Consider the following 19,315-nt stretch of genomic DNA (forward strand, 5'->3'; position numbering starts at 1 on the left):
TCCACGGCCGCCTCTCCGTCCGGCCGGGTCAAGGGCCGGCGCAAGCCGGGCGCAGCTTCACCCTTGACGCGGCTGGCGGCATGCGGCAGCCGATTTCATCCCAGTACTTTCTTCCATTCCTTCTTCTTTCCCCTCCGCAGAGCCGGCAGGCGCTACCAGTCATGGTGAGGCAGTGCATCGATCTGGTCGCCATCGCAGTCCAGCAGGACATAGTCGCAGCGTTCCTTCCGCGCCCAGATCATGACGGCGAACAGATCGTCCGGGATCCGGTCCTTGCCAACGCCGCAGTTCTCGTCATGGGCATAGACGAACCAGCCATAGTCGCCGTAACGACCACCCAGACACGGCCATTCATCGACCGGGACGTCATCGAGAAGCTTTGCCGTCGCTTCGGTGACATGGCCCGTGGAGATGACGATGAAGCTCCGAACATCAAGCGACGACATTGATTTTCTCCATGGTTGCCGAGGTGGTCGGCGCGTCGAGCCCGAGCTTGCGCGGCGACATAGCTTGCAGCATCCAGCGCTCGCCTTTGATCCGGCGCAGGAATTCCGTCGCCGGCGGAACCCGCCCGAGGACCTCCTGAACATGGCGTTCGGCGACCACCCGCGTCGGGGTCGCTCTGCCGTCCCCATGGTGGATGACGGGCCCGAACCTCGCCTCCGCCTCGAAGACACTGAAGGCGTGATGGCGAAACATCAGATGCGCAGCGCCTTCACTCCAGGTTGTTGTCGCCAGAAACCAGCGATGAAGCGGCAGGAAATCGTCCACTTCACCGCCAAAACGTATGACGTTCGCCTGCGCAAGGTCTTCTGCATCCGGCAGCGATGAAGGCAGCCAGTCAGGTGCGTCGAAACCAACGAGCCAGTCGCTCGCCGTGACAATGCGCGGGCAGTCTTCTTCCAGATGCTGGACACCAAGCGTCATGGTATCGATGTCGGCACCATCGGAATTGCTTATTTCGGCCCCGAAATGCGCTACCGCCTCGGCAACGCCTTCGAGGTGATGACGCAGGGCACGATGGGTAAATCGGCACAGAAGCGACTTGCTGGCGTCGAACCAGCTGTGCAGTTCAAAATAGTCCTGCCAGACGCCGCCATGGATGCGGGCTGACGAACGCGCGTGGTCGTAGGGATGCATGATCTGCTCTCCTTCATGGTGATGATTGGAATGGAAGTGGTTGTGACGCGATCAGCGGGACGAGATGTCGAGATGAGCGAGCGTCGCATCGAAGGCCGCCGGCAATTCTGATGCCGTGCACCAGGCGTCAAAATTCGCAGGCGTTCCGCGTGGGAGAAGCGGCAGGTAGAACGGAAAGGCTTCCCGGGCGTGATCGAGCGACAGCGCCTCGCTGTTCCATGTCCCGTCCCAGACGTCGCGCATCTTCCTGCGATAGCGGGTCAGCCGGGCGGCATTGACCGGATGGTCGCCATTGCGCACATCCCGCAAAAACGCACGCAGTGGATCGTGAAGATGGGCCGGGGGCGTTGAATTGCGATACGCCTTGTACTGGCCGACCGCGAGCTCCAGCACCGCGAGGTCGGGGCCGAGCGTCAATTCCAGCGTCGTAATCCGCCTGCCATTCTCCCGCATTGACAGGATTTGTGTATCTCCGCGGCGGCAGATTGCGTAATAACCGCCGACACAGTGATCGAGGAGTTGACCCTCTTCGACCAGATCTGCTGCCGACGACAGGACAACGAGTTCGTAGCTTCCGCAGGCAGAGCGCCATGGCGCGCAGAGTTCCGGCCAGCCCGGTCGCTCGGCCGTATGCTCGTGACGCAGGGCCGAGAGTGTGGCGACGCGGCGGTGCCACAGACCGACAGCCTGCTGGAATGCTTTCGGCTTGCGCGGTCCGATGATCGCATGACGCAGTGCTGCAATCATTCGCTGACGCACCAGACCGCCGCCTTTTCTGACGTCGACCTCAATGCTTCTTGCGAAGGAAACGACGAGGCGGGACGGCGCGAAGCCGCCAAGACGGATGCGCTCGGCGACCATCGGCCGCAAAAGATCCTCGCGTATGGCATTGATGGCGTCGGTGATGCCGTCCTTGTACAAGCCGAAATAATCGGGTCTCACGAAATGCTGGCGAGGTTCCCTGACCCAGGACGAGCCTGCCCATGCATCGGCTTCACCGGGCCGGCCGCCACCGGGCCATTCGTGAAGCGGCGTTTGATGGGCCTTGAGCTCATCGATGGCGACGTGGAAATCGGTCGGGGACTCGAGCGAGTGGCGAAGATGGCGGCCATTGCGCAAGGGACGCAGCGCGCCGGCGCTCAGACGGTGGCGTTCCATGAGGACCGGGGCCAGCGGAAGACCTGCGTCGATGATTCCGGTGACATCCTCCGCGCGCAACGTACTGGACAGCGCGCCGTAGATTGTCATCGCCTGCCTACGGCGCGTGAGCACAATGGCGCGCTCCTTCCTGCCGCTCGTTGCCGGAGCCAGCAGCCAGGCGACGACCTCGGTGAGACCATGGCGCAGGAAAGCGCCATCGGGCAGATCGCGCGCCAGAATGTTGCCCATATGGGTTTGGGCGAGAGCGCGGGAGCGTTCAGACAGGGTTTTGATCGCCGTAGCAATGATTCCGGCGGCGGTCGTCAGATCCTGCCAGTGGGCGTCGCTGGACAGGAGCGCGATACTCATATCCGAAAACCCGTGATCCTCCGCCCAGTCCCCGAAGGCGGGACCGCTTTCGGGGCGTGGGGAAGATGCATGACTCGTTGCATTGTCCGCGATCATTTGGACCAGCTCGGCGGCGAGCGGATCTTTTTTTACTGATGGTGTTGTGCGGACATCGGCATCCAGACGCCCATCGACGGCGTGGACCGTCATCCTGACCTCCGCCAGCGCAACGATGGTTGCAAAGGCCGCGAGTTGAGCCGGACGCTCCTCGATCCAGGCACAGGCGGCGACAAGCCGGCTGCTGGCGGCGTTCTTCAGGTGGGGCCAGGATCGGCTGCTCATGGCGCAACCTCCCCGACCAGAACCTGAACCGTGACGGCAAGCGAGCCATCGTCCTCGTCGTCGATCGGGCCATCATCGACAAACTCGTCTTCGTCGTCATCGCCATAATCGCCATCTTCGCGATACGACATAACGCAGTCGATGGTCAGCTCTTCCTCGTCCTCGAAAGGACGGACATAGACGGTGCCGTATCCCCCCTCATTATTGACCCAGTCGCCCTCGGGCGAATCGGCGACGATGTCTTCAAGCAGTTCCGGCAAATGCCGGATTTCACCGCGGTCGCCGATGAAGATGGGTATGTCCGGCAGATCATGCGCCAGCGGGTCGTCCCTGTAGGTGACGCGTTCAAGCGTCGTTTCACCGGAATCGCCACCGCCACTGAGCGAATATTCGATCTCGGTGATCTGGAGGGCGCGCAGGATCGCACCCAGCCGCTTCGCCATTTCCATTGTCTTGCCCTTCCCTCAGGTGTTGAACACACCTTCGGGCGCGCCGCCTCTCCGTCCGGCCGGGTCAAGGGCCGGCGCAAGCCGGGCGAAGCTTCACTCTTGATCGCGGCCGGCAGGTATGCGGCATGCGGGTCTCTTTCTCCGCTCCTTATTATCCTTTCCTCACCTGCTCGCGCAGGGCGTCGTTCCAGTCGTCGGCCGGCGGGATCAGTCGCAGCCAGTCGCAACCAGTCTCCTCGGCAAGGTCTCGCAGCCGTTCAGCAAACACGGTCCCTTGCGCATTGGCATCGGTCGCGGCAACGATCTGAGTGCCGGGACGAGCAGCGAGCACACGCAGGGCCTCGGCAGTTGCGGGCGACCAGCCACCACCTGGACTGAGGTAGAGACTGCCTTCCCGCAGGCCCTCGACGGCAGCCAGACTCATGGCGTCGATCGCCGCCTCGGTCACGCAAAGACGAAGAGCATCCGGGCGACCGAGACGAAACAGGACCTTCGCGCCACCGGATGCAAAGCCGCGCCAGTCGGGTCCGCGTTCCTCCCAACCGGTCACCGCCCCGTCGACATCGGTATGCGCGGCCCACATGCTGCCATGGGGTCCCTCCCGCAGTATATTGGTGGAGAGAGCGAGACGAATGATCCGCTCGGGCAGCCCGCGTTCGTTAGCGAGATAGCGCCAGGTGGCCGAGCCCTTCCACGGCTTTCGTCGAGTGCGCCAACGTTCGGCAATAGAGATATCCGGTTCCCGATCGCGGGATTCCCGCTTCCAGATGGGTTGCGCTGGTACGAAGCCGACAAGGGCGGCAACCTCGTGCATGGCTTCGACGAAGCGCACTCCCTGCAAATATTCGACCAGCTTGAACACGTCGCCCTTGTCGTCGCCGAGCGGATCGAACCAGCCCATGCCTTCATGAATGACAATGATGATCTCAGCGTCGCGGCGATACTTCATCGCCCTGCGGGTGCTTTCCTTGAGATCGAGCGCAAACCCCTCCTGCTCCAGCACCGCGTTGCAGGGCACCTTCCCTCTCAGGTCTTCCAGATCTGCTTTTTCCATTCTTCGCGCCTGCACTTCCCGTGCTCCTTTTACCCGGTTCCCGCTCCCGATCTTTTCGAGGCAGAAACCGGGAGCCGCGAAGAGCAAGGCGGGCAAGGGCACGGCGGTCAACCCGGCAGATTTGACGGGTCGGCATCGTCGGGGACCGCTGCGGCGAAGCTCCCCTTGCCGGCCGCAGCGCGCAAGCGGCACGGGTCGGATCTATCCCCTCCGGCGCTCTTCCTCGGCTACGATCACCCGCAGCGTGGCCATGTCCATTTCCACGCGAGGCGAAAGGCGGGCGATCTCGGCCGCGACCTTGGCCCAGTGGTAGAATTCCGCTTTGTCACCGCGCACACGATAGCGCGTTGCCCGGCGTTGCGCTTCATAATAGGCGTTGGTCTCCTCCACCATGAGAAGCCGGGGCGCATCCTTCTGCCAGCGGCGCCGAAGCGCGCGGCGACGATCGATCCAGCTTGTGATTGCCGCCAGCATGGGTCATGCTATCGTTCTCGCGTCCCGCTTGGAAGCGCACATTTGCGAACACCGCCCGGACTTCGGCTTGGCCAACAGCGGGACCCACAACGGCAACAGACCTTCCCCATTGTATTGCGACGCTGCAATCCATTAAGTGGCTACGCAGGAATAGTATCGACGAAAAGAGGTATTGAGCGTGAACGAAACCCTGATCGATGGATCTGACAGGCTCATCGAACTGACCGCAGATGTCGTTTCGGCCTATGTGTCGAACAACCCTGTGCCCGTAGCTGAATTGCCAAGCTTGATCTCGAACGTGCATTCGGCCCTGCAGCAGCAGACAGCGGCCCCGGCGCAAGAAGCATCCGAGCCGCAAAAGCCCGCGGTCCCGATCAAGAAATCGGTGACGCCGGACTACATTATCTGCCTTGAGGACGGAAAGCAGTTCAAATCCCTGAAGCGCCACCTGAGCACCCATCACGGGCTTTCGCCGGACGAATACCGTGCGAAATGGGGCCTGCCGGCAGACTATCCGCTAGTCGCGCCAAACTACGCCGCAGCGCGTTCCGCACTGGCAAAATCGATGGGATTAGGACGAAAGCCAAAGCCCGTCGAAGAACCGCCAGCGGCTCCCGCCAAACGGAAGAGACTCGGCCTAAAATTCTCATAGGGCCTCCGTCGACCGTTCCTCAGGTTGCACCGGAACACCGTGCCGCCATTTGCGCGATTCAATGCATGGGCAGTCCTGCACCTTTCCGTCGTGAACGGCGATCAGCGGCAACCGCAGTTCGAAGAACTGATCGCCTGGTCTTGCCGTCGAAATGATCCTGAGCCGCGTCGGCTTCAGCCTTGGTTGGATGAATGACACCGTCGACATGCTCGGGCGGGCTGTAGATCGTATAAAACTTCAGTGGCTCATTGCCGGTGTTCTTGACGTTATGCCGCGCCCCGGCGGGTATGATCATGGCCATATTGGCCCTGATCCTGCTCACATTGCCGTCGATCAGGATTTCGCCTTCGCCGTCCTCGACATGGAAGAACTGATCGCCGTCGTCGTGAACCTCTTCGCCGATCTCCTCGCCGGGCTGAAGCGTCATCAGCACGAGCTGCATATTTCTTGCCGTATAAAGAACACGGCGAAAATCCGTGTTTCCTTCGGTCAGTTCCTCGATGTCATCAACAAATCCACGCATGATAGGCTTCATTTCCAATTCATTTCACAAATTTGGCTCGTTTCGTTGATCTCATTCAAATCCGCCCATGTGATCTGCGCATATGGTCTTGTCGCCGATACGACTTCGACGACAGTATCCTCAAGCAGTCCTTCCAGCAGCGGCGCGTCCACATCAAAGCATCCGCCAGGAAATCGAGAATTGTCGACCTGTGTATTTACGCACGGAAACTTCTTTGGTTTAGGAGGCGATTCCACCACAACTCCCAATGTGGTCGCCCGATAAACCAGAACCAAGGCAGTACCTTGTGCATTTTTGCAAGTTCGGCTTGCCGGCTTCGCCAATCGCAATGTGGGGTCAAACCCTTAGATCAATGAGGCAGGGGACACCCTTCCCCACTATCGAAAGGAACCCGATCATGACCCAGAAAACCATCCTGCGCAGCGATGAGCTTTCTTGCCCGTCCTGCGTGCCGAAGATCGAAAAGGCGCTCAACGCCCTTCCGGGCGTCGCAAAGGCCGAGGTGCGCTTCAACACCGGCAAGATCGAGGTCGAGCACGACCCCGCGCAATCGAGCGTTGAAGCGCTGGTCGAGGCGGTGCGCGGAACCGGCTACGAGGCGCAGCCTGCCGCCTTCTGATCGGCATACCCCACCTATTTCGCCGCGCCGCAAGCTGGCGCGGCGGCCGTTCCCAGACATCAAGATAAAAGGAGGATGAGATGATCAGTCTCGTCACCAGTATCAGAAGCGCCATCGCACATCCGGCACGGCGGCGCTTCTGGCTGACGGTCGGCAGCGGCGGGTTGATCGCAGCCGGCCTTCTGGCGCGCTACGGCTTTGGCATGGTCGAGGCATGGACGGCGCTGATGGTCGCGGCGGCTTTTCTTGCCGGCTCCGACATCGCTATCCGCGCCTGGCGTTCGCTGCGTGTAAAGCATTTCAGCATCGAGCTGCTCGTCACCGTCGCGGCAGTCGGTGCGCTCATTATCGGCGAGGTCTGGGAGTCGGCGGCCGTCACCTTCCTGTTCATGTTCGGCGGCTGGCTGGAAGCGCGCACCATGGGGCAGACGCGTGGCGCGCTGAAGGCATTGCTTGATGCCGCGCCCGCCACGGCAACTGTGCTGCGCGACGGCGAGCCTGTCGAGGTGCCAGCACATATGGTCCAGCTTGGCGAGACCGTGCTGGTCAGGGCCGGTCAACGCATCCCGGTGGATGGTGAGGTAACCGAAGGCACCGCCGCTGTCAGCGAGGCGGCGATTACCGGTGAGCCGATGCCGGCCGAGAAAGCGCCTGGTAGCCACGTTCATGCAGGAACCATCGCCGAGAACGGGTTGCTGCGCATCCGCGCCACCAATGTCGGCGCCGACACCACCCTTGCCCGCATCATTCAGCGCGTCGAGGAAGCACAGGAGGAAAAGGCCCCGAGCCAGCGGATGATCGAGCGCTTTGCGCAATGGTATACGCCGTCGATCATCGGGCTCGCGGTCGCCGCCTTCGCGGTGACGCAGGACATCCGCCTGGCGCTGACGCTGCTGGTCGTCGGCTGTCCCGGCGCGCTGGTGATCTCGACGCCAGTCTCTATCGTCGCCGGCATCGGCCGGGCGGCGCGCAGCGGCATTCTGATCAAGGGCGGCCAGCATCTGGAAAGTGCGGGCCGGATCGACACGCTGGCGCTCGACAAGACCGGCACGTTGACGCAAGGCAAGCCGCAGCTTGCTTCCATCGTCGCTCTGGGTGGTGTTGCCGAGGCCGAGTTGCTGCATCTGGCCGCTACCGCCGAGGCCGGATCGACCCACCCGCTTGGCCGCCCGATCGTCGAGGCCGGGCGCAAGCAGGGACCGCTTTCCACGCCGGAGGCGCTGGAGGAGCATGCCGGCATGGGCCTGAGCGCCCGCATCGACGGCCGGACCGTTGCCGCTGGCAACCGTCGCCTGATGGATACGCTCGGCATCCCGCTGAGCCAGGAGGGCGAGGCCGCACTGGACCGTCTGCTCTCCAACGGCCAGACGCCGATCCTGGTGGCGCGTGACGGGCAGTTGATCGGGCTCTTGGGCATGTCCGACATGGCCCGGGAAGGCGCGACGGAAGCCATCGCCCGACTGCGCGAGATCGGCATAGGCCGCGTGGTCATGCTGACGGGCGACCAGCATGGCGCGGCCGAGGCCATCGCCCGTGAGGTCGGCATCGACGAGGTCCATGCCGGGCTGATGCCCGAGGACAAGCTGGAACTGATCCGGAAGATGAAGACGGATGGCGCGCATGTCGCCATGGTCGGCGACGGCATCAACGATGCCCCCGCTCTTGCGGCCGCCGACACCTCGATCGCCATGGGCGCGGCCGGCAGCGACGTCGCCATCGAGACCGCCGACATCGCACTTCTGAAGGACGATCTCGGCAAGATCCCCGAGGCGATGGCGATCTCGCGCGCGACGCTGGGCAATATGCGCCAGAACCTCGTCATCGCGCTGGTGACGGTGGCGGGATTGCTGGCGGGCGTGTTCTCCGGCAATGTCCATATGGCCGGCGGCATGCTGGTTCACCAGCTTTCGGTGCTGATCGTCATCGCCAACGGCATGCGCCTGCTGCGCGTACCGAAGGCCACCGCGCCCAGCGGGAGGGCTGCAAAAGCCGCCACCGCCCTTCCCGCAACGGAGGCTGCACGAGGCTGAAGCCTCTCCTTACAGACCCCGTTCCGATGCGGGGTCCGTTGTTTTTGTAGCGCCAACCCTGTTTCATCGCTCCCAACTGCCGGAAAGGATCGACATGGATACCAGCACCGTCCCGTGGGCCAACGTTCTCGACTTCTGGTTTCCTGAAGGCCGCTCCTCACAGATAGAGGCTGAAACTCATCGCAATCACTGGTCGTGGCGGCTGCATGGCGGAGCGGATGACATGATCGTCGCGCGCTTCGCCGACCTGACGAACAGCGCAGCCTCAGGCGATCTCGACGACTGGGCCAGCGACCCCCATGGCAGGCTGGCGCTCATTATCGTGCTCGACCAGTTCTCGCGCTCGCTGTGGCGCGGCACGTCGCGCGCTTTCGCGCAGGATCCTGCCGCACTGTCGCTGGCGATGGAAGGGTTCTCGAACGGCCACTATGCATCGCTGGGCACGCCCTGGTTCAAGATTGTCTACAGCCAACCGCTTGGCCATTGCGAAGGCCCGGATCACCTCATTCGCATCGATCTGCTTATCAGGCTTCGCGAGGAAATCGCAGCGCAAGCGCCCGCTTCCCTTCAACCGATATACCAGTCGTTGGTGAACCACGCTGGCGACGTGCGCAAGGTCATCGCGGCTTTCGGCCGTCACCCGCATCGCAATCAGGTCCTCGGCCGAGAACCGACGCCGGCGGAAGAAGCTTACATCGCCGGAGGGGATTTCCCGCACGAAAGGGCGTTTCAGACGTGATACCTGAAGGCGAAACGCATCTCGGGTTGATGCTTTCGTTAGCTGCTCGGGTAGATTACGATTGTTGCGTATTCATATTCTCTGGAAGGAAAACATCATGGCTGACATCTGGCTTCCCTCGCTCAAGACAGCGACCCCACAGGAGGGGTTCGACCTTGCCACCAAAATGGCGCGGGTGGGCGTCAAGGTGACCCAGCCTTCCGCCGAGATTCGCGACAAGCTGCGCGCGGCCTACGATCAGGATACCACGCAGCTGATCGCCTCGTCGCAGGTGATCGCCATCCATTTCCAGACGGTCGCGGCCGCCAACAATTACTGGCGCGATTGACGCCAGGGCGTCAGTCAAAGTTTCAGCGCCCGCAATCGCAGCGCATTGGCAATGACGCTGACCGACGACAGAGACATGGCGGCCGCCGCGATGATCGGTGACAGGAGGAGACCGAAAGAAGGGTAAAGCACGCCTGCGGCAACCGGGATGCCGGCGGCATTGTAGATGAAGGCGAAGAACAGGTTCTGGCGGATGTTCGCCATCGTCGCCTGCGACAGACGCCGCGCCTTGACGATGCCCATCAGGTCGCCCTTGAGCAGGGTAACGCCGGCGCTTTCGATGGCGACATCGGTGCCCGAGCCCATTGCGATACCGACATCGGCGGCCGCCAGGGCGGGCGCGTCGTTGACGCCGTCGCCCGCCATTGCCACCACTCGGCCTTCCGCCTTGAGCCGGCTCACCACGGCGCTCTTGGCATCCGGCAGCACGTCCGCTTCAACCTCATCGAGGCCCAGCTGGCGGGCGACTGCTTCGGCCGTTGTTTTATTGTCTCCGGTCAGCATGACGATGCGGATGCCCTCGCCATGCAGCGCGTCCAGCGCCTCCTGCGTCGTCGCCTTGACCGGATCGGCGATGGCGAAGATGCCGCCCGCCTTGCCATCGATGCCGATATAGATCGCCGTCGCGCCGTCATGGCGCAAGGCGTCCGCCTGTTTGGCAAGGGACGAAGCGTCGACGCCGCGCTCCTTGAGGAACGCCGCATTGCCGAGCACGATCGCCTTGCCCTCGACAGCACCGAGTGCCCCCTTGCCCTCGACAGCACCGAGTGCCCCCTTGCCAAGCGGAGAGTCAAAACCCACTACGGGCGGGATGGCGATGCCCTTCTTCTCCGCCGCCTCCACGATCGCCAATGCAAGCGGATGTTCCGACGCCTTCTCGACACCGGCGGCAAGCCGCAGGATTTCCGTTTCGTCGAAGCCGCTTGCCGCGACGATTGCCGTCACCGACGGCCTGCCCTCGGTGAGCGTGCCGGTCTTGTCGACGACGAGCGTGTCAACCTTCTCCATATGTTCGAGCGCCTCAGCGTTCTTGATCAGGACGCCGGCGCTGGCGCCCTTGCCGACACCCACCATGATCGACATCGGCGTCGCCAGCCCAAGTGCGCAGGGACAGGCGATGATCAGCACCGAAACGGCCACGACCAGCCCATAGGCGAGGCGCGGCTCCGGCCCCCAGATGCCCCAGACGATGAAGGCGAGAATTGCGATGATGATGACCAGCGGCACGAACCAGCCCGAGACCTGGTCGGCCATGCGCTGGATTGGCGCCCGCGAACGCTGCGCATCGGCGACCATCTGCACGATGCGTGACAGCATCGTATCGCGGCCGACCTTTTCCGCACGGATCACCAGCGCCCCGGTCTGGTTCAGCGTGCCGCCGATGACCTGATCGCCCACGGTGCGGGTGACAGGCATGGATTCGCCGGTGACCATCGCCTCGTCGAGCGAGGAGCGTCCGTCCTCCACCACGCCATCGACCGGCACGGTCTCGCCGGGCCGCACGCGCAGCCGATCTCCAAGGATAACGTGCTCGACCGGCACGTCTTCCTCCGCGCCTTCGTCACTGACGCGCCGCGCCGTCTTCGGGCCAGATCGAGCAGCGCCCTGATCGCGCTCGATGTCTGCTCACGGGCGCGCAGTTCCAGCACCTGGCCAAGCAGCACCAGAGCGGTGATGACCGCCGCCGCCTCGAAATAGACCGCGACCGTGCCATCTTCCGCACGGAAAGCGGCGGGGAAAATGCCCGGCGCAAGGGCGGCGACGATGCTGTAGGCCCAGGCGACGCCCGTGCCCATAGCGATCAGCGTGAACATGTTGAGGCTGCGATTGACCAGCGAGGCCCAGGCGCGCTCGAAGAACGGCCATCCGCACCACAGGACCACGGGCGTCGCCAGAACGAGCTGGATCCAGATCGATATCCGCATTGGCACCAGATGGTGCAGCGCGGGCAGCTTCCTGGCCCCTCCTGCCGGATCTCGGGATGCATCGGACAGGTCCAGATCGCGCCCTCAGGAGCCTCTGGAACGGGCGGCGCTTCCCCTGCAAGATATCGGGCCGGGTCCGCCTCGAATTTCGCTTTGCAGGAAGCCGAGCAGAAATAGTGAGTGTGACCTTCGTGCGTCAGGCGATGTTCCGCCGTTTGCGGGTCGACCTCCATGCCGCAGACGGGGTCCTTCACAAGATGCTTATCACCCGAATGGTCATGCGCATGCGAATGGTGCTGGTGCTCCTGTCCGTGCATTTTCTAACCCGCCGCCTCACTTGAACCTGGAAAACTCATCTTGCCTCGACCTTGCCAAACAGCGCGTTCAGCCCCTCGGCCATCGTCGGGTGCGCAAGAATGGCGTCGCGCAGGATGCTGTAAGGCAGGCCGCCGAGCATGGCTGCCTGCACCACGGCCATCACTTCTCCGGCCTCCGAACCGATCATCGCAAAGCCTGCGATCCGGTCCTGTGGATCGATCAGCGCCTTCATGAAGCCCGAGGTTTGCGAGGTCGTCCGCGTCCGCAGCACCGCCTTCATTGGCAGTTTCGCGACGCGCAAATCCATTCCATTGGCCCGCGCTTGCGCTTCGCTCATGCCGATGCGGGCCAGCGGCGGGTCGATGAACATGCAATAGGGCATCAGCCGCCCGGTGGTCGTTCTGTCTCCACCGTCGAGATTGTCCCGGATTATTCGGAAATCATCGAGCGATGCGTGGGTGAATTGCGGACTTCCGGCGCATTCGCCGATGGCCCATACTCCCTTTGCAGTCGTCTCCAGGCGATCGTTCACTTGAATGTAACGGTGATCCGTCAGCGCAACGCCTGCCTCTTCGAGGCCGATGCCTCGCGTGTTGGGCGTGCGCCCGGCAGCGACCAGAATGTCCGTGCCCTCAATCGTTCTCAAACCGTCGGGCGTCCGGATGGCGGCGCGCACGCTTTCGCCCGATCGGCCCTTCACCTTCTCGATTTCCGCCGACAAAACCACCTCGACGCCTTCCGCCTCCAGTATCTGCCGGACCTCGTCGGAAACATCCTCGTCCTCCCGCTTCAGCAGTCGCGGGCCACGGTCGATAATGGTGACGCGGCTGCCGAAACGCCGATAGGCCTGCGCGAGTTCAAGGCCGACATAGCCCCCGCCGAGCACGATCAGATGCGCCGGCAGCCGGTCCAGTTCGAGCGCCTCGATATGGGTGAGCGGCCTGGTCTCGGCGAGGCCGGGAACAGGCGGAATGGTTGCATGTGTTCCAAGATTGAGAAACAGCTTTGCAGCGACGAGCAGCCGCGTCCCGCCGTCGTTCAAGGCAACTTCGATCGTCTTTGATCCGACGAGACGGGCGTTGCCCATGATGAGTTCCGCGCCCGTCGCCTCATAGCGTTCCAGATGAAACGCAACCAGACCCTCGACCATGGCGCGCTTGCGCGCCACAACCGTCTTCATGTCGACCGAGACGGGGCCGGTCGCAACGCCATACTCCCCGGCATGGGCAACGGCGTGAGCGACGCCCGCGCTCCAGATCTCGTTCTTGCTGGGCAGGCAGTTGATATTGGGACATGAGCCGCCGATCCAGCGTCGCTCTATGACGGCAACCTTCCGACCGGCTTGCGCCATATGCCAGGCGAGGTATTTGCCACCCTCTCCACTACCGATCACGACGGCGTCGTAGCGCTCAGCCTCCGTCATCAACTACGCGTCCTTCTGTACCACCGACGCTATCCACGCGATGAGAATATGGCGCTCGGCCATATATGCGGGATCATGTCATACTCTTGCGGAGTCGAACAATTACTGTTGCTTTTGCGGGTGGCCCTTTGAGGTGGCCTTACTGCCAGTATCCGTGCCGTCGCATCATTTCCGGGCCACGGCCTTGAAATGGACCGGGATCATCGAGTGTAGTCGGTTCTGCTCCGGCTGTATCGCCCGAAAGGAAACATGCTGGCTGCACAGGATTGGCCAACTTTCTGTAGGAGAAAATCATGTCGTTGAATGGCAAAGTCATTTTGGTAACCGGCGCTGGCCAGGGGATCGGACGCGGCATTGCGCTGCGGCTTGCAAAGGAAGGCGCTGATCTCGCGCTGGCCGACGTCAAGGCCGATAAGCTCGATTCCGTTCGCAAGGAAGTCGAAGCGCTCGGACGCAAGGCCACCACCGTCGTCGCCGATGTCAGCAAGCGCGACGAAGTCTACGCCGCTATCGACCATGCGGAAAAACAACTCGGCGGATTCGACGTCATCGTCAACAATGCCGGCATCGCTCAGGTCAAGCCGATCGCCGACGTCACGCCCGAGGACATGGACCTGATCTTCCGGATCAATGTCGACGGCGTGCTCTGGGGCATCCAGGCGGCTGCGAAGAAATTCAAGGATCGAGGTCAGAAGGGCAAGATCATCAATGCCTGCTCGATCGCCGGACATGACGGCTTCGCCATGCTCGGCGCCTATTCGGCGACCAAGTTCGCCGTGCGTGCGCTGACGCAAGCCGCCGCCAAGGAATATGCTAGCGCGGGCATCACCGTTAACGCCTACTGCCCCGGCATCGTCGGCACCGATATGTGGGTGGAGATCGACGAGCGCTTTTCCGAGATCACCGGAACGCCGAAGGGCGAAACTTACAAGAAATATGTCGAGGGTATCGCTTTGGGCCGCGCGCAGACACCGGAGGACGTTGCAGCGTTGGTCGCCTTCCTCGCGGGCGCCGATTCCGACTACATCACGGGACAGTCGATCCTGACCGATGGCGGTATCGTCTATCGATAGGGACGCCTGCCAGATCGCGAACGTTCAGAAGCACCCGCACCGGGAAACGGCCTTGTGAGAATTTCTCCCTCCAGCGGAATGGTTCCGCCTGGAAGAACCGCGTTTGATCGGAGAGAATTGTTCTCTTGTTGCTTGGCATGGTCATCGCCGCCTCGGTCGCCATTCGCACCACAGGTTCTTGACCGGCAATCGACGCCTGCTGAAGAGCGGTCGGTTCCTCATCTACGCGCGTTTCGAGCGGGATAGCCGTCATCCGGTCAAGCCCCTGACTGGTATGAAGGCTCTACAGGGCCGGCGTCGGGTTGGCGTCGCAGTGAGGTCGCACTGCGCGCCCGGATCGGGTCGGCGAGTAGCCTGAGGCCGTTCAGCACCACCAGCACTGTGCCGCCTTCGTGTCCGACGACCGCGAGCGGCAGAGGCAGGGCGAAGAACAGGCTCGAGGCGACCAGAAGCAGCATCATGCCGATGGCGAAAATGAGGTTCTGACGGATGATCCGGCGGGTGCGCCGCGCCAGCCGATGGGCGGCGGCAAGGCGGGCCATGTCCTCCGACAACAGCGCCACATCGGCCGCCTGCAAGGCGACGTCGCTGCCGGCGGCTCCCATGGCGATGCCGACATCGGCTCGCGCCAGCGCGGCGGCGTCGTTCACCCCGTCGCCGACAAACGCCACCTTTCCACTCGTTGCAAGCTCGCCCACAAGCCGGACCTTGTCCTCGGGCAACAGATCGGCATGGACATCCTTTGCCTCCAGTCCGAGTTCGGCGGCGATCCGCAAGCCGACAGGGCGCCGGTCGCCGGTCATCATGGCGATAGTGCCCACCCCCGCCGCCCTGAGCGCGGCCAGTCCGGCGGCCGAGGTTTCGCGCGGGCGGTCGGCAACGGTGAGCGCACCATAGACCCGATCTCCCCGCCCCAGCCACACCACGGTCTGGCTTCCGTCCGTTAGCTGCGCATATTCGGGTGCGTCGAGCGATGCACCCATGCGTGCCGCCATGCGCGGATTGCCGGCCCAGAGCGGGCCTGCGGCGTCCTGCCCGACAATGCCCTCGCTGGGCACGGTTTCGACATCGCGCACCTCGGCGGCGATTATGCCTTTTTCGTCGATGTGGCGGCGGATCGCATCGGCAATTGGATGTTCGGAATGCGCCTCAAGACCAGCGATCAATGACAGGAACCGCTCTTCGGCCTGTGCTCCCGATTCCGACGCCATCACTTGCGTCACCTCGGCCTTGCCAGTGGTCAGCGTACCGGTCTTGTCGAAGGCGAAGATATCGACATCGGCCAGCGTCTCCAGCGCCGCGCCGCCCTTGAACAGCACGCCGCCGCGCGCGGCGGCCGCCAGCGCCGAAAGGATCGCGGCCGGGACCGATATCACCACAGCGCAGGGGCTGGCCGCGACAAGCAGCGTCGCGGCGCGATAAAGCGCATCCTGCATTGTCCAGCCGAGTGCGAGGAATATCGCCAAAGCAAGCACCGCGCCCACCAGCACCGCGATGGTGTAGCGCTGGCCGAACCAGGCGCTGAACCGTTCGGAAGGAGCGCGCGCGGCCTGTGCCTCTGTCACCAGTTCGATCATCCGCGCCACCGTGCTTTCCGCGACCGGGCGGGTGACGCGGACCAACAACACGGCGTTGAGGTTCACCGTGGCCTCGAACACCTTCGCACCGGGGCCTTTGCCGACCGGCATGGATTCGCCGGTGATCGTCGCCTCATCGAGCGATCCCTCCCCCTCGGCCACCTCTCCATCGGCCGGCACGCGCGCACCGGGGCGCAGCACCACCAGATCGCCGGCCACGAGATCGCCCACCGGAACTTCCGTGACGGCGCCCTCTGGGTCGCGTCTCAGCGCGGTGTCCGGACGCAGCGCCATCAGCGCCTCGACCGCATGGCGCGCCCGGCCCATCGCCCGCTGCTCCAACGTGGTCGAGAGACTGAACAGCGTCAGCAGCACCGCCCCTTCGAGCGCAGCACCCACCGCCGCGGCGGCAAGGGCTGCCACGATCATCAGAAGATCGATGTCCAGCACCCGCTCGCGCCAGAGCGACGTCAGGGCCCGGACCCCGGTCGGCACACCACCGGCCAGATAGACCAGCACGAGCCCGACCGGTCCCCATAGACCGGGGCTCAAAAAGGCATCGACAGTCGCCAGCGCCATCCCGGCAAGCGTGATGCCGGTCAATGCTGTCATAAAGCGGTCGGAAGAAAGATCGATTTGCAATTTGTGTTCCTGGCTGGCCGCGAGGGCGGCAGTGGCTGGGGAGACCGACGATGATGCGCCAAATGGGCTGGCGATCGGTCTGGTCGATCAGGCTCCTGGTCGCTATTCTTTTTCCATCACGACATCGAGCTTACCTCCAGGATCGCGCCGCCGGCAGCCGCGATCAACACCACGAGCCAGGGCGGAAGGTTCCAGCTCATCAGGGCCACGAAGCAGGTCAGCGCCAGCGCAAAGTCGTAGGGCGAACCGATCGCGCTGATCCAGAGCGGATCGTAGAGCGCAGCGCCCAGAATGCCGACCACCGCAGCGTTCGCCCCTGCCATCGGCGCCCGCACACCGGAACGTGCGCGCAGTGTGTTCCAGAACGGCAGCGCGCCGACAAGCAGCAGGAAGCCAGGCAGGAAGATCGCAAAAAGGGCAAGCGTCGCGCCGGCGATCCCGTTCGGGCCGGGTTCGAGCTGCATGCCGAGATAAGCGGCGAAGGTGAACAGCGGCCCCGGCACCGCCTGGGCCGCGCCATAGCCAGCCAGGAACGCATCGGGCGTGACCCATCCCGGGCGAACCACTTCGGCTTCCAGCAAAGGTAAGACCACATGGCCGCCGCCGAACACCAGAGCACCGGCGCGATAGAAGGCGTCGATCACTGCCAAGCCCTGCGCGGGAAACAGCGCCACCGCCAGCGGCAGGCCGAAGATCAGGATGAAGAACAGGGCGAGCGCGACTATCCCCGCCTGTCGCGAGACCGGGAAATGCAGCGCTTCACCCGGCGCTCCCGGCGTGTCCCGGCAAAGCCAGAGCCCGGCGAGCCCACCGAACAGGATTGCACCCAGCTGGCCCGTCGCGCCTCCGATCAGCACCACCATCAGGACGGCGGCGAGCGCGATCGTCTGGCGTGAACGGTCGGGGCAGAGCGTGCGCGCCATCCCCCAGACAGCCTGCGCCACGATGGCCACCGCCACCAGTTTCAACCCATGCAGCACCCCGATGCCGAGCGGGCCTGAAAACGCCCCCGCTCCGAGCGCAAACACCATCAACAGCAGGGCGGAAGGCAAGGTAAAACCGAGCCAGGCGGCCAGCGCACCTGCCGGTCCGGCACGCTGCAAGCCCAATGCGAAGCCGACCTGGCTTGATGCTGGGCCGGGAAGAAATTGGCACAGCGCGACCAGATCGGCATAGCCACGATCGTCGATCCAGCCGCGCCGGGCGACGAATTCCTCGCGGAAATAGCCCAGATGCGCGATCGGTCCACCGAAGGAGGTGAGGCCCAGTTTCAGGAAGGCGGCTAGAACCTCGCCGGGTGTTCCTTGTCGTTGGCGCTGAGTCAAAACATCCAGCGTGTCATTGGCGGGCATGATCTCTCCGTGATGCTCGCGATTTCCAGGACTCGCCAGACGCCCTGAGAGGCCGCATGCGATCATTGTCCCTGTAGTGGGGCAATGGAACAGACAGGTGACCGCCAAAGCACGCCCCTCGTCGTTGCCTCAGCATCGCAAGTAGTGTCCACAGGACCGCACCCCGCAAGAGAGATAACGGATGAATCATGGCGTGGTTGTCCGGGGAGGACCAGCCTGCGGACGACGGCCCTCCAGCACGTCGGCGTCGGTGGCGAGCGCGTTGGCCATGAAATCCATGAAGGCACGGATGCGGGCGGTGTTGCGCAGATCCTCATGGGTCAGCAGCCACAGATCGAGCCGGAAATCTTCCGGAAACAGGGCGATGCGGACAAGGTCGGGGGTGCGGTCGGCTACGGCGCAAGGCAGCGGCGCAAGGCCGATTCCGGCCCTTGCCGCGGCAATCGCGGCCGAGATCGAGTTGGTGCGATAGATCGGCCGTATCGTCGGCAGCCAATCTGCCAACTGACGGCCGATCGCTCCATGTGACCGGCCGAAGCCGATCCAGTCGTTACCGGCAAGATCCTCATCAATCCCCTGAGCGGCGCGTTCTGCCGAGGCATAGGCTCCGAAGGCCAGCCGGCCGACACGCCGGCCGACCAATATTTCCTGCGGCGTGTTGCCGATGCGCAGTGCGACATCGGCCTCGCGTCGGGTCAGGTCCAGGGGAGTGTCCGAAACGATCACTTCCAATTCGATCCCTGGCTGCGCTGCATGAAAGGCCGCCAAATGCGACGGCAATAACCCGATCGCCAGCATATCGATGGCTGTGATGCGGATAAGCCCGCTCAGGCGCTGGTCCTGTCCGGTCACCTGTCGCGACAGGGCGATAACTTCCTCGTCGATCCGGATGGCGGTCTCCTGCATGGCCTCTCCGGCGCCCGTCAGCGCATAGCCGTCCGGCAACCGCTCGAAGAGCCGGACGCCCAGACGTTCCTCGAAGGCGCCGAGACGGCGAAACACGGTCGAATGCGTTACGCCAAGGCTGCGTGCGGCTCCAGACAGCGTGCCCGCCCGGGAAACGGCGAGAAAGAAGCGCAGATCGTCCCAGTTCTGGTTCTGTGCATCCATGAAGGATCACCCTTTGCAAATCTGCTCCCACTGCCGGCAGCTTGTCGACATCTGGCCA

The 19,315-nt window shown here is 63.4% G+C and carries 17 protein-coding genes and 1 pseudogene; 6 read left to right on the forward strand and 12 right to left on the reverse strand.

The window, feature by feature from the left end:
* Window positions 1-152: 152 nt before the first annotated feature.
* The 6 genes from AmiPiv_RS20425 to AmiPiv_RS20450 all read right to left on the reverse strand — a co-directional run bounded on the left by AmiPiv_RS20425 (window position 153) and on the right by AmiPiv_RS20450 (window position 4,947).
* A complete protein-coding gene (locus AmiPiv_RS20425; RefSeq protein ID WP_340040333.1) occupies window positions 153-446 on the reverse strand; it encodes a DUF5983 family protein in 294 nt (97 codons plus the stop codon).
* The gene (locus AmiPiv_RS20430; RefSeq protein WP_340040334.1) at window positions 433-1,140 is read right to left on the reverse strand and encodes a DUF6915 family protein; all 708 of its coding nucleotides are present in this window, start codon (window positions 1,138-1,140) and stop codon (window positions 433-435) included. The genes AmiPiv_RS20425 and AmiPiv_RS20430 overlap by 14 nt, the downstream gene beginning before the upstream one ends.
* A gap of 51 nt (window positions 1,141-1,191) precedes the next feature.
* Window positions 1,192-2,970: a PcfJ domain-containing protein gene (locus tag AmiPiv_RS20435; RefSeq protein ID WP_340040336.1), complete on the reverse strand. Its 1,779-nt coding sequence runs from the start codon at window positions 2,968-2,970 to the stop codon at window positions 1,192-1,194.
* Entirely contained in the window at window positions 2,967-3,419 is a 453-nt protein-coding gene (locus tag AmiPiv_RS20440; RefSeq protein WP_340040338.1) for a hypothetical protein, read from the reverse strand. Before AmiPiv_RS20440 ends, AmiPiv_RS20435 begins: the two co-directional genes overlap by 4 nt.
* A gap of 151 nt (window positions 3,420-3,570) precedes the next feature.
* Window positions 3,571-4,473 carry a DUF3991 and toprim domain-containing protein gene (locus AmiPiv_RS20445; protein ID WP_340040340.1) on the reverse strand — a complete coding sequence of 301 codons (903 nt, stop codon included), beginning with the start codon at window positions 4,471-4,473 and terminating at the stop codon, window positions 3,571-3,573.
* 201 nt (window positions 4,474-4,674) lie between these two features.
* A complete protein-coding gene (locus tag AmiPiv_RS20450; RefSeq protein WP_340040342.1) occupies window positions 4,675-4,947 on the reverse strand; it encodes a hypothetical protein in 273 nt (90 codons plus the stop codon).
* Window positions 4,948-5,125: 178 nt separating this feature from the next.
* Between AmiPiv_RS20450 and AmiPiv_RS20455 the strand changes: the two genes are divergently transcribed.
* Window positions 5,126-5,599, forward strand: coding sequence for a MucR family transcriptional regulator (locus AmiPiv_RS20455; RefSeq protein WP_445206982.1), 474 nt, complete (start codon window positions 5,126-5,128; stop codon window positions 5,597-5,599).
* A gap of 58 nt (window positions 5,600-5,657) precedes the next feature.
* Here the strand turns inward: AmiPiv_RS20455 and AmiPiv_RS20460 are convergent, their stop codons facing one another.
* The gene (locus AmiPiv_RS20460; protein WP_340040345.1) at window positions 5,658-6,134 is read right to left on the reverse strand and encodes a cupin domain-containing protein; all 477 of its coding nucleotides are present in this window, start codon (window positions 6,132-6,134) and stop codon (window positions 5,658-5,660) included.
* Window positions 6,135-6,519: 385 nt separating this feature from the next.
* Between AmiPiv_RS20460 and AmiPiv_RS20465 the strand changes: the two genes are divergently transcribed.
* The 4 genes from AmiPiv_RS20465 to AmiPiv_RS20480 all read left to right on the forward strand — a co-directional run bounded on the left by AmiPiv_RS20465 (window position 6,520) and on the right by AmiPiv_RS20480 (window position 9,838).
* A complete protein-coding gene (locus AmiPiv_RS20465; RefSeq protein WP_024845349.1) occupies window positions 6,520-6,741 on the forward strand; it encodes a heavy-metal-associated domain-containing protein in 222 nt (73 codons plus the stop codon).
* Between the two features lie 80 nt (window positions 6,742-6,821).
* Window positions 6,822-8,771, forward strand: coding sequence for a heavy metal translocating P-type ATPase (locus tag AmiPiv_RS20470; protein ID WP_340040352.1), 1,950 nt, complete (start codon window positions 6,822-6,824; stop codon window positions 8,769-8,771).
* A gap of 94 nt (window positions 8,772-8,865) precedes the next feature.
* On the forward strand, window positions 8,866-9,510 hold the full coding sequence (locus AmiPiv_RS20475; RefSeq protein ID WP_340040354.1) for a DUF924 family protein: 645 nt from the start codon (window positions 8,866-8,868) through the stop codon (window positions 9,508-9,510).
* Between the two features lie 97 nt (window positions 9,511-9,607).
* The gene (locus AmiPiv_RS20480) at window positions 9,608-9,838 is read left to right on the forward strand and encodes a hexameric tyrosine-coordinated heme protein (protein WP_340040356.1); all 231 of its coding nucleotides are present in this window, start codon (window positions 9,608-9,610) and stop codon (window positions 9,836-9,838) included.
* A 14-nt stretch (window positions 9,839-9,852) separates the two neighbouring features.
* Here AmiPiv_RS20480 and AmiPiv_RS20485 read toward each other — a convergent pair.
* Together AmiPiv_RS20485 and AmiPiv_RS20490 are read right to left on the reverse strand one after the other, a co-directional pair.
* Window positions 9,853-11,995, reverse strand: a pseudogene (locus AmiPiv_RS20485) (heavy metal translocating P-type ATPase).
* 119 nt (window positions 11,996-12,114) lie between these two features.
* Window positions 12,115-13,503, reverse strand: coding sequence for a mercuric reductase (locus AmiPiv_RS20490; protein WP_340040358.1), 1,389 nt, complete (start codon window positions 13,501-13,503; stop codon window positions 12,115-12,117).
* Between the two features lie 293 nt (window positions 13,504-13,796).
* Between AmiPiv_RS20490 and AmiPiv_RS20495 the strand changes: the two genes are divergently transcribed.
* Window positions 13,797-14,576, forward strand: coding sequence for an acetoin reductase (locus tag AmiPiv_RS20495; RefSeq protein WP_340040360.1), 780 nt, complete (start codon window positions 13,797-13,799; stop codon window positions 14,574-14,576).
* A gap of 257 nt (window positions 14,577-14,833) precedes the next feature.
* Here the strand turns inward: AmiPiv_RS20495 and AmiPiv_RS20500 are convergent, their stop codons facing one another.
* The 3 genes from AmiPiv_RS20500 to AmiPiv_RS20510 form a co-directional block, all read right to left on the reverse strand.
* Window positions 14,834-16,795 (reverse strand): cation-translocating P-type ATPase, encoded by a 1,962-nt coding sequence (locus AmiPiv_RS20500; RefSeq protein WP_340040362.1) that lies wholly within the window; start codon window positions 16,793-16,795, stop codon window positions 14,834-14,836.
* 116 nt (window positions 16,796-16,911) lie between these two features.
* Window positions 16,912-18,147 carry a chromate efflux transporter gene (gene chrA, locus AmiPiv_RS20505; RefSeq protein WP_340040364.1) on the reverse strand — a complete coding sequence of 412 codons (1,236 nt, stop codon included), beginning with the start codon at window positions 18,145-18,147 and terminating at the stop codon, window positions 16,912-16,914.
* Window positions 18,148-18,333: 186 nt separating this feature from the next.
* Window positions 18,334-19,257, reverse strand: coding sequence for a LysR family transcriptional regulator (locus AmiPiv_RS20510; protein WP_035032907.1), 924 nt, complete (start codon window positions 19,255-19,257; stop codon window positions 18,334-18,336).
* Window positions 19,258-19,315 lie beyond the last annotated feature (58 nt).

The sequence above is a fragment of the Aminobacter sp. Piv2-1 genome (assembly GCF_037625995.1).
Classification (GTDB): domain Bacteria; phylum Pseudomonadota; class Alphaproteobacteria; order Rhizobiales; family Rhizobiaceae; genus Aminobacter.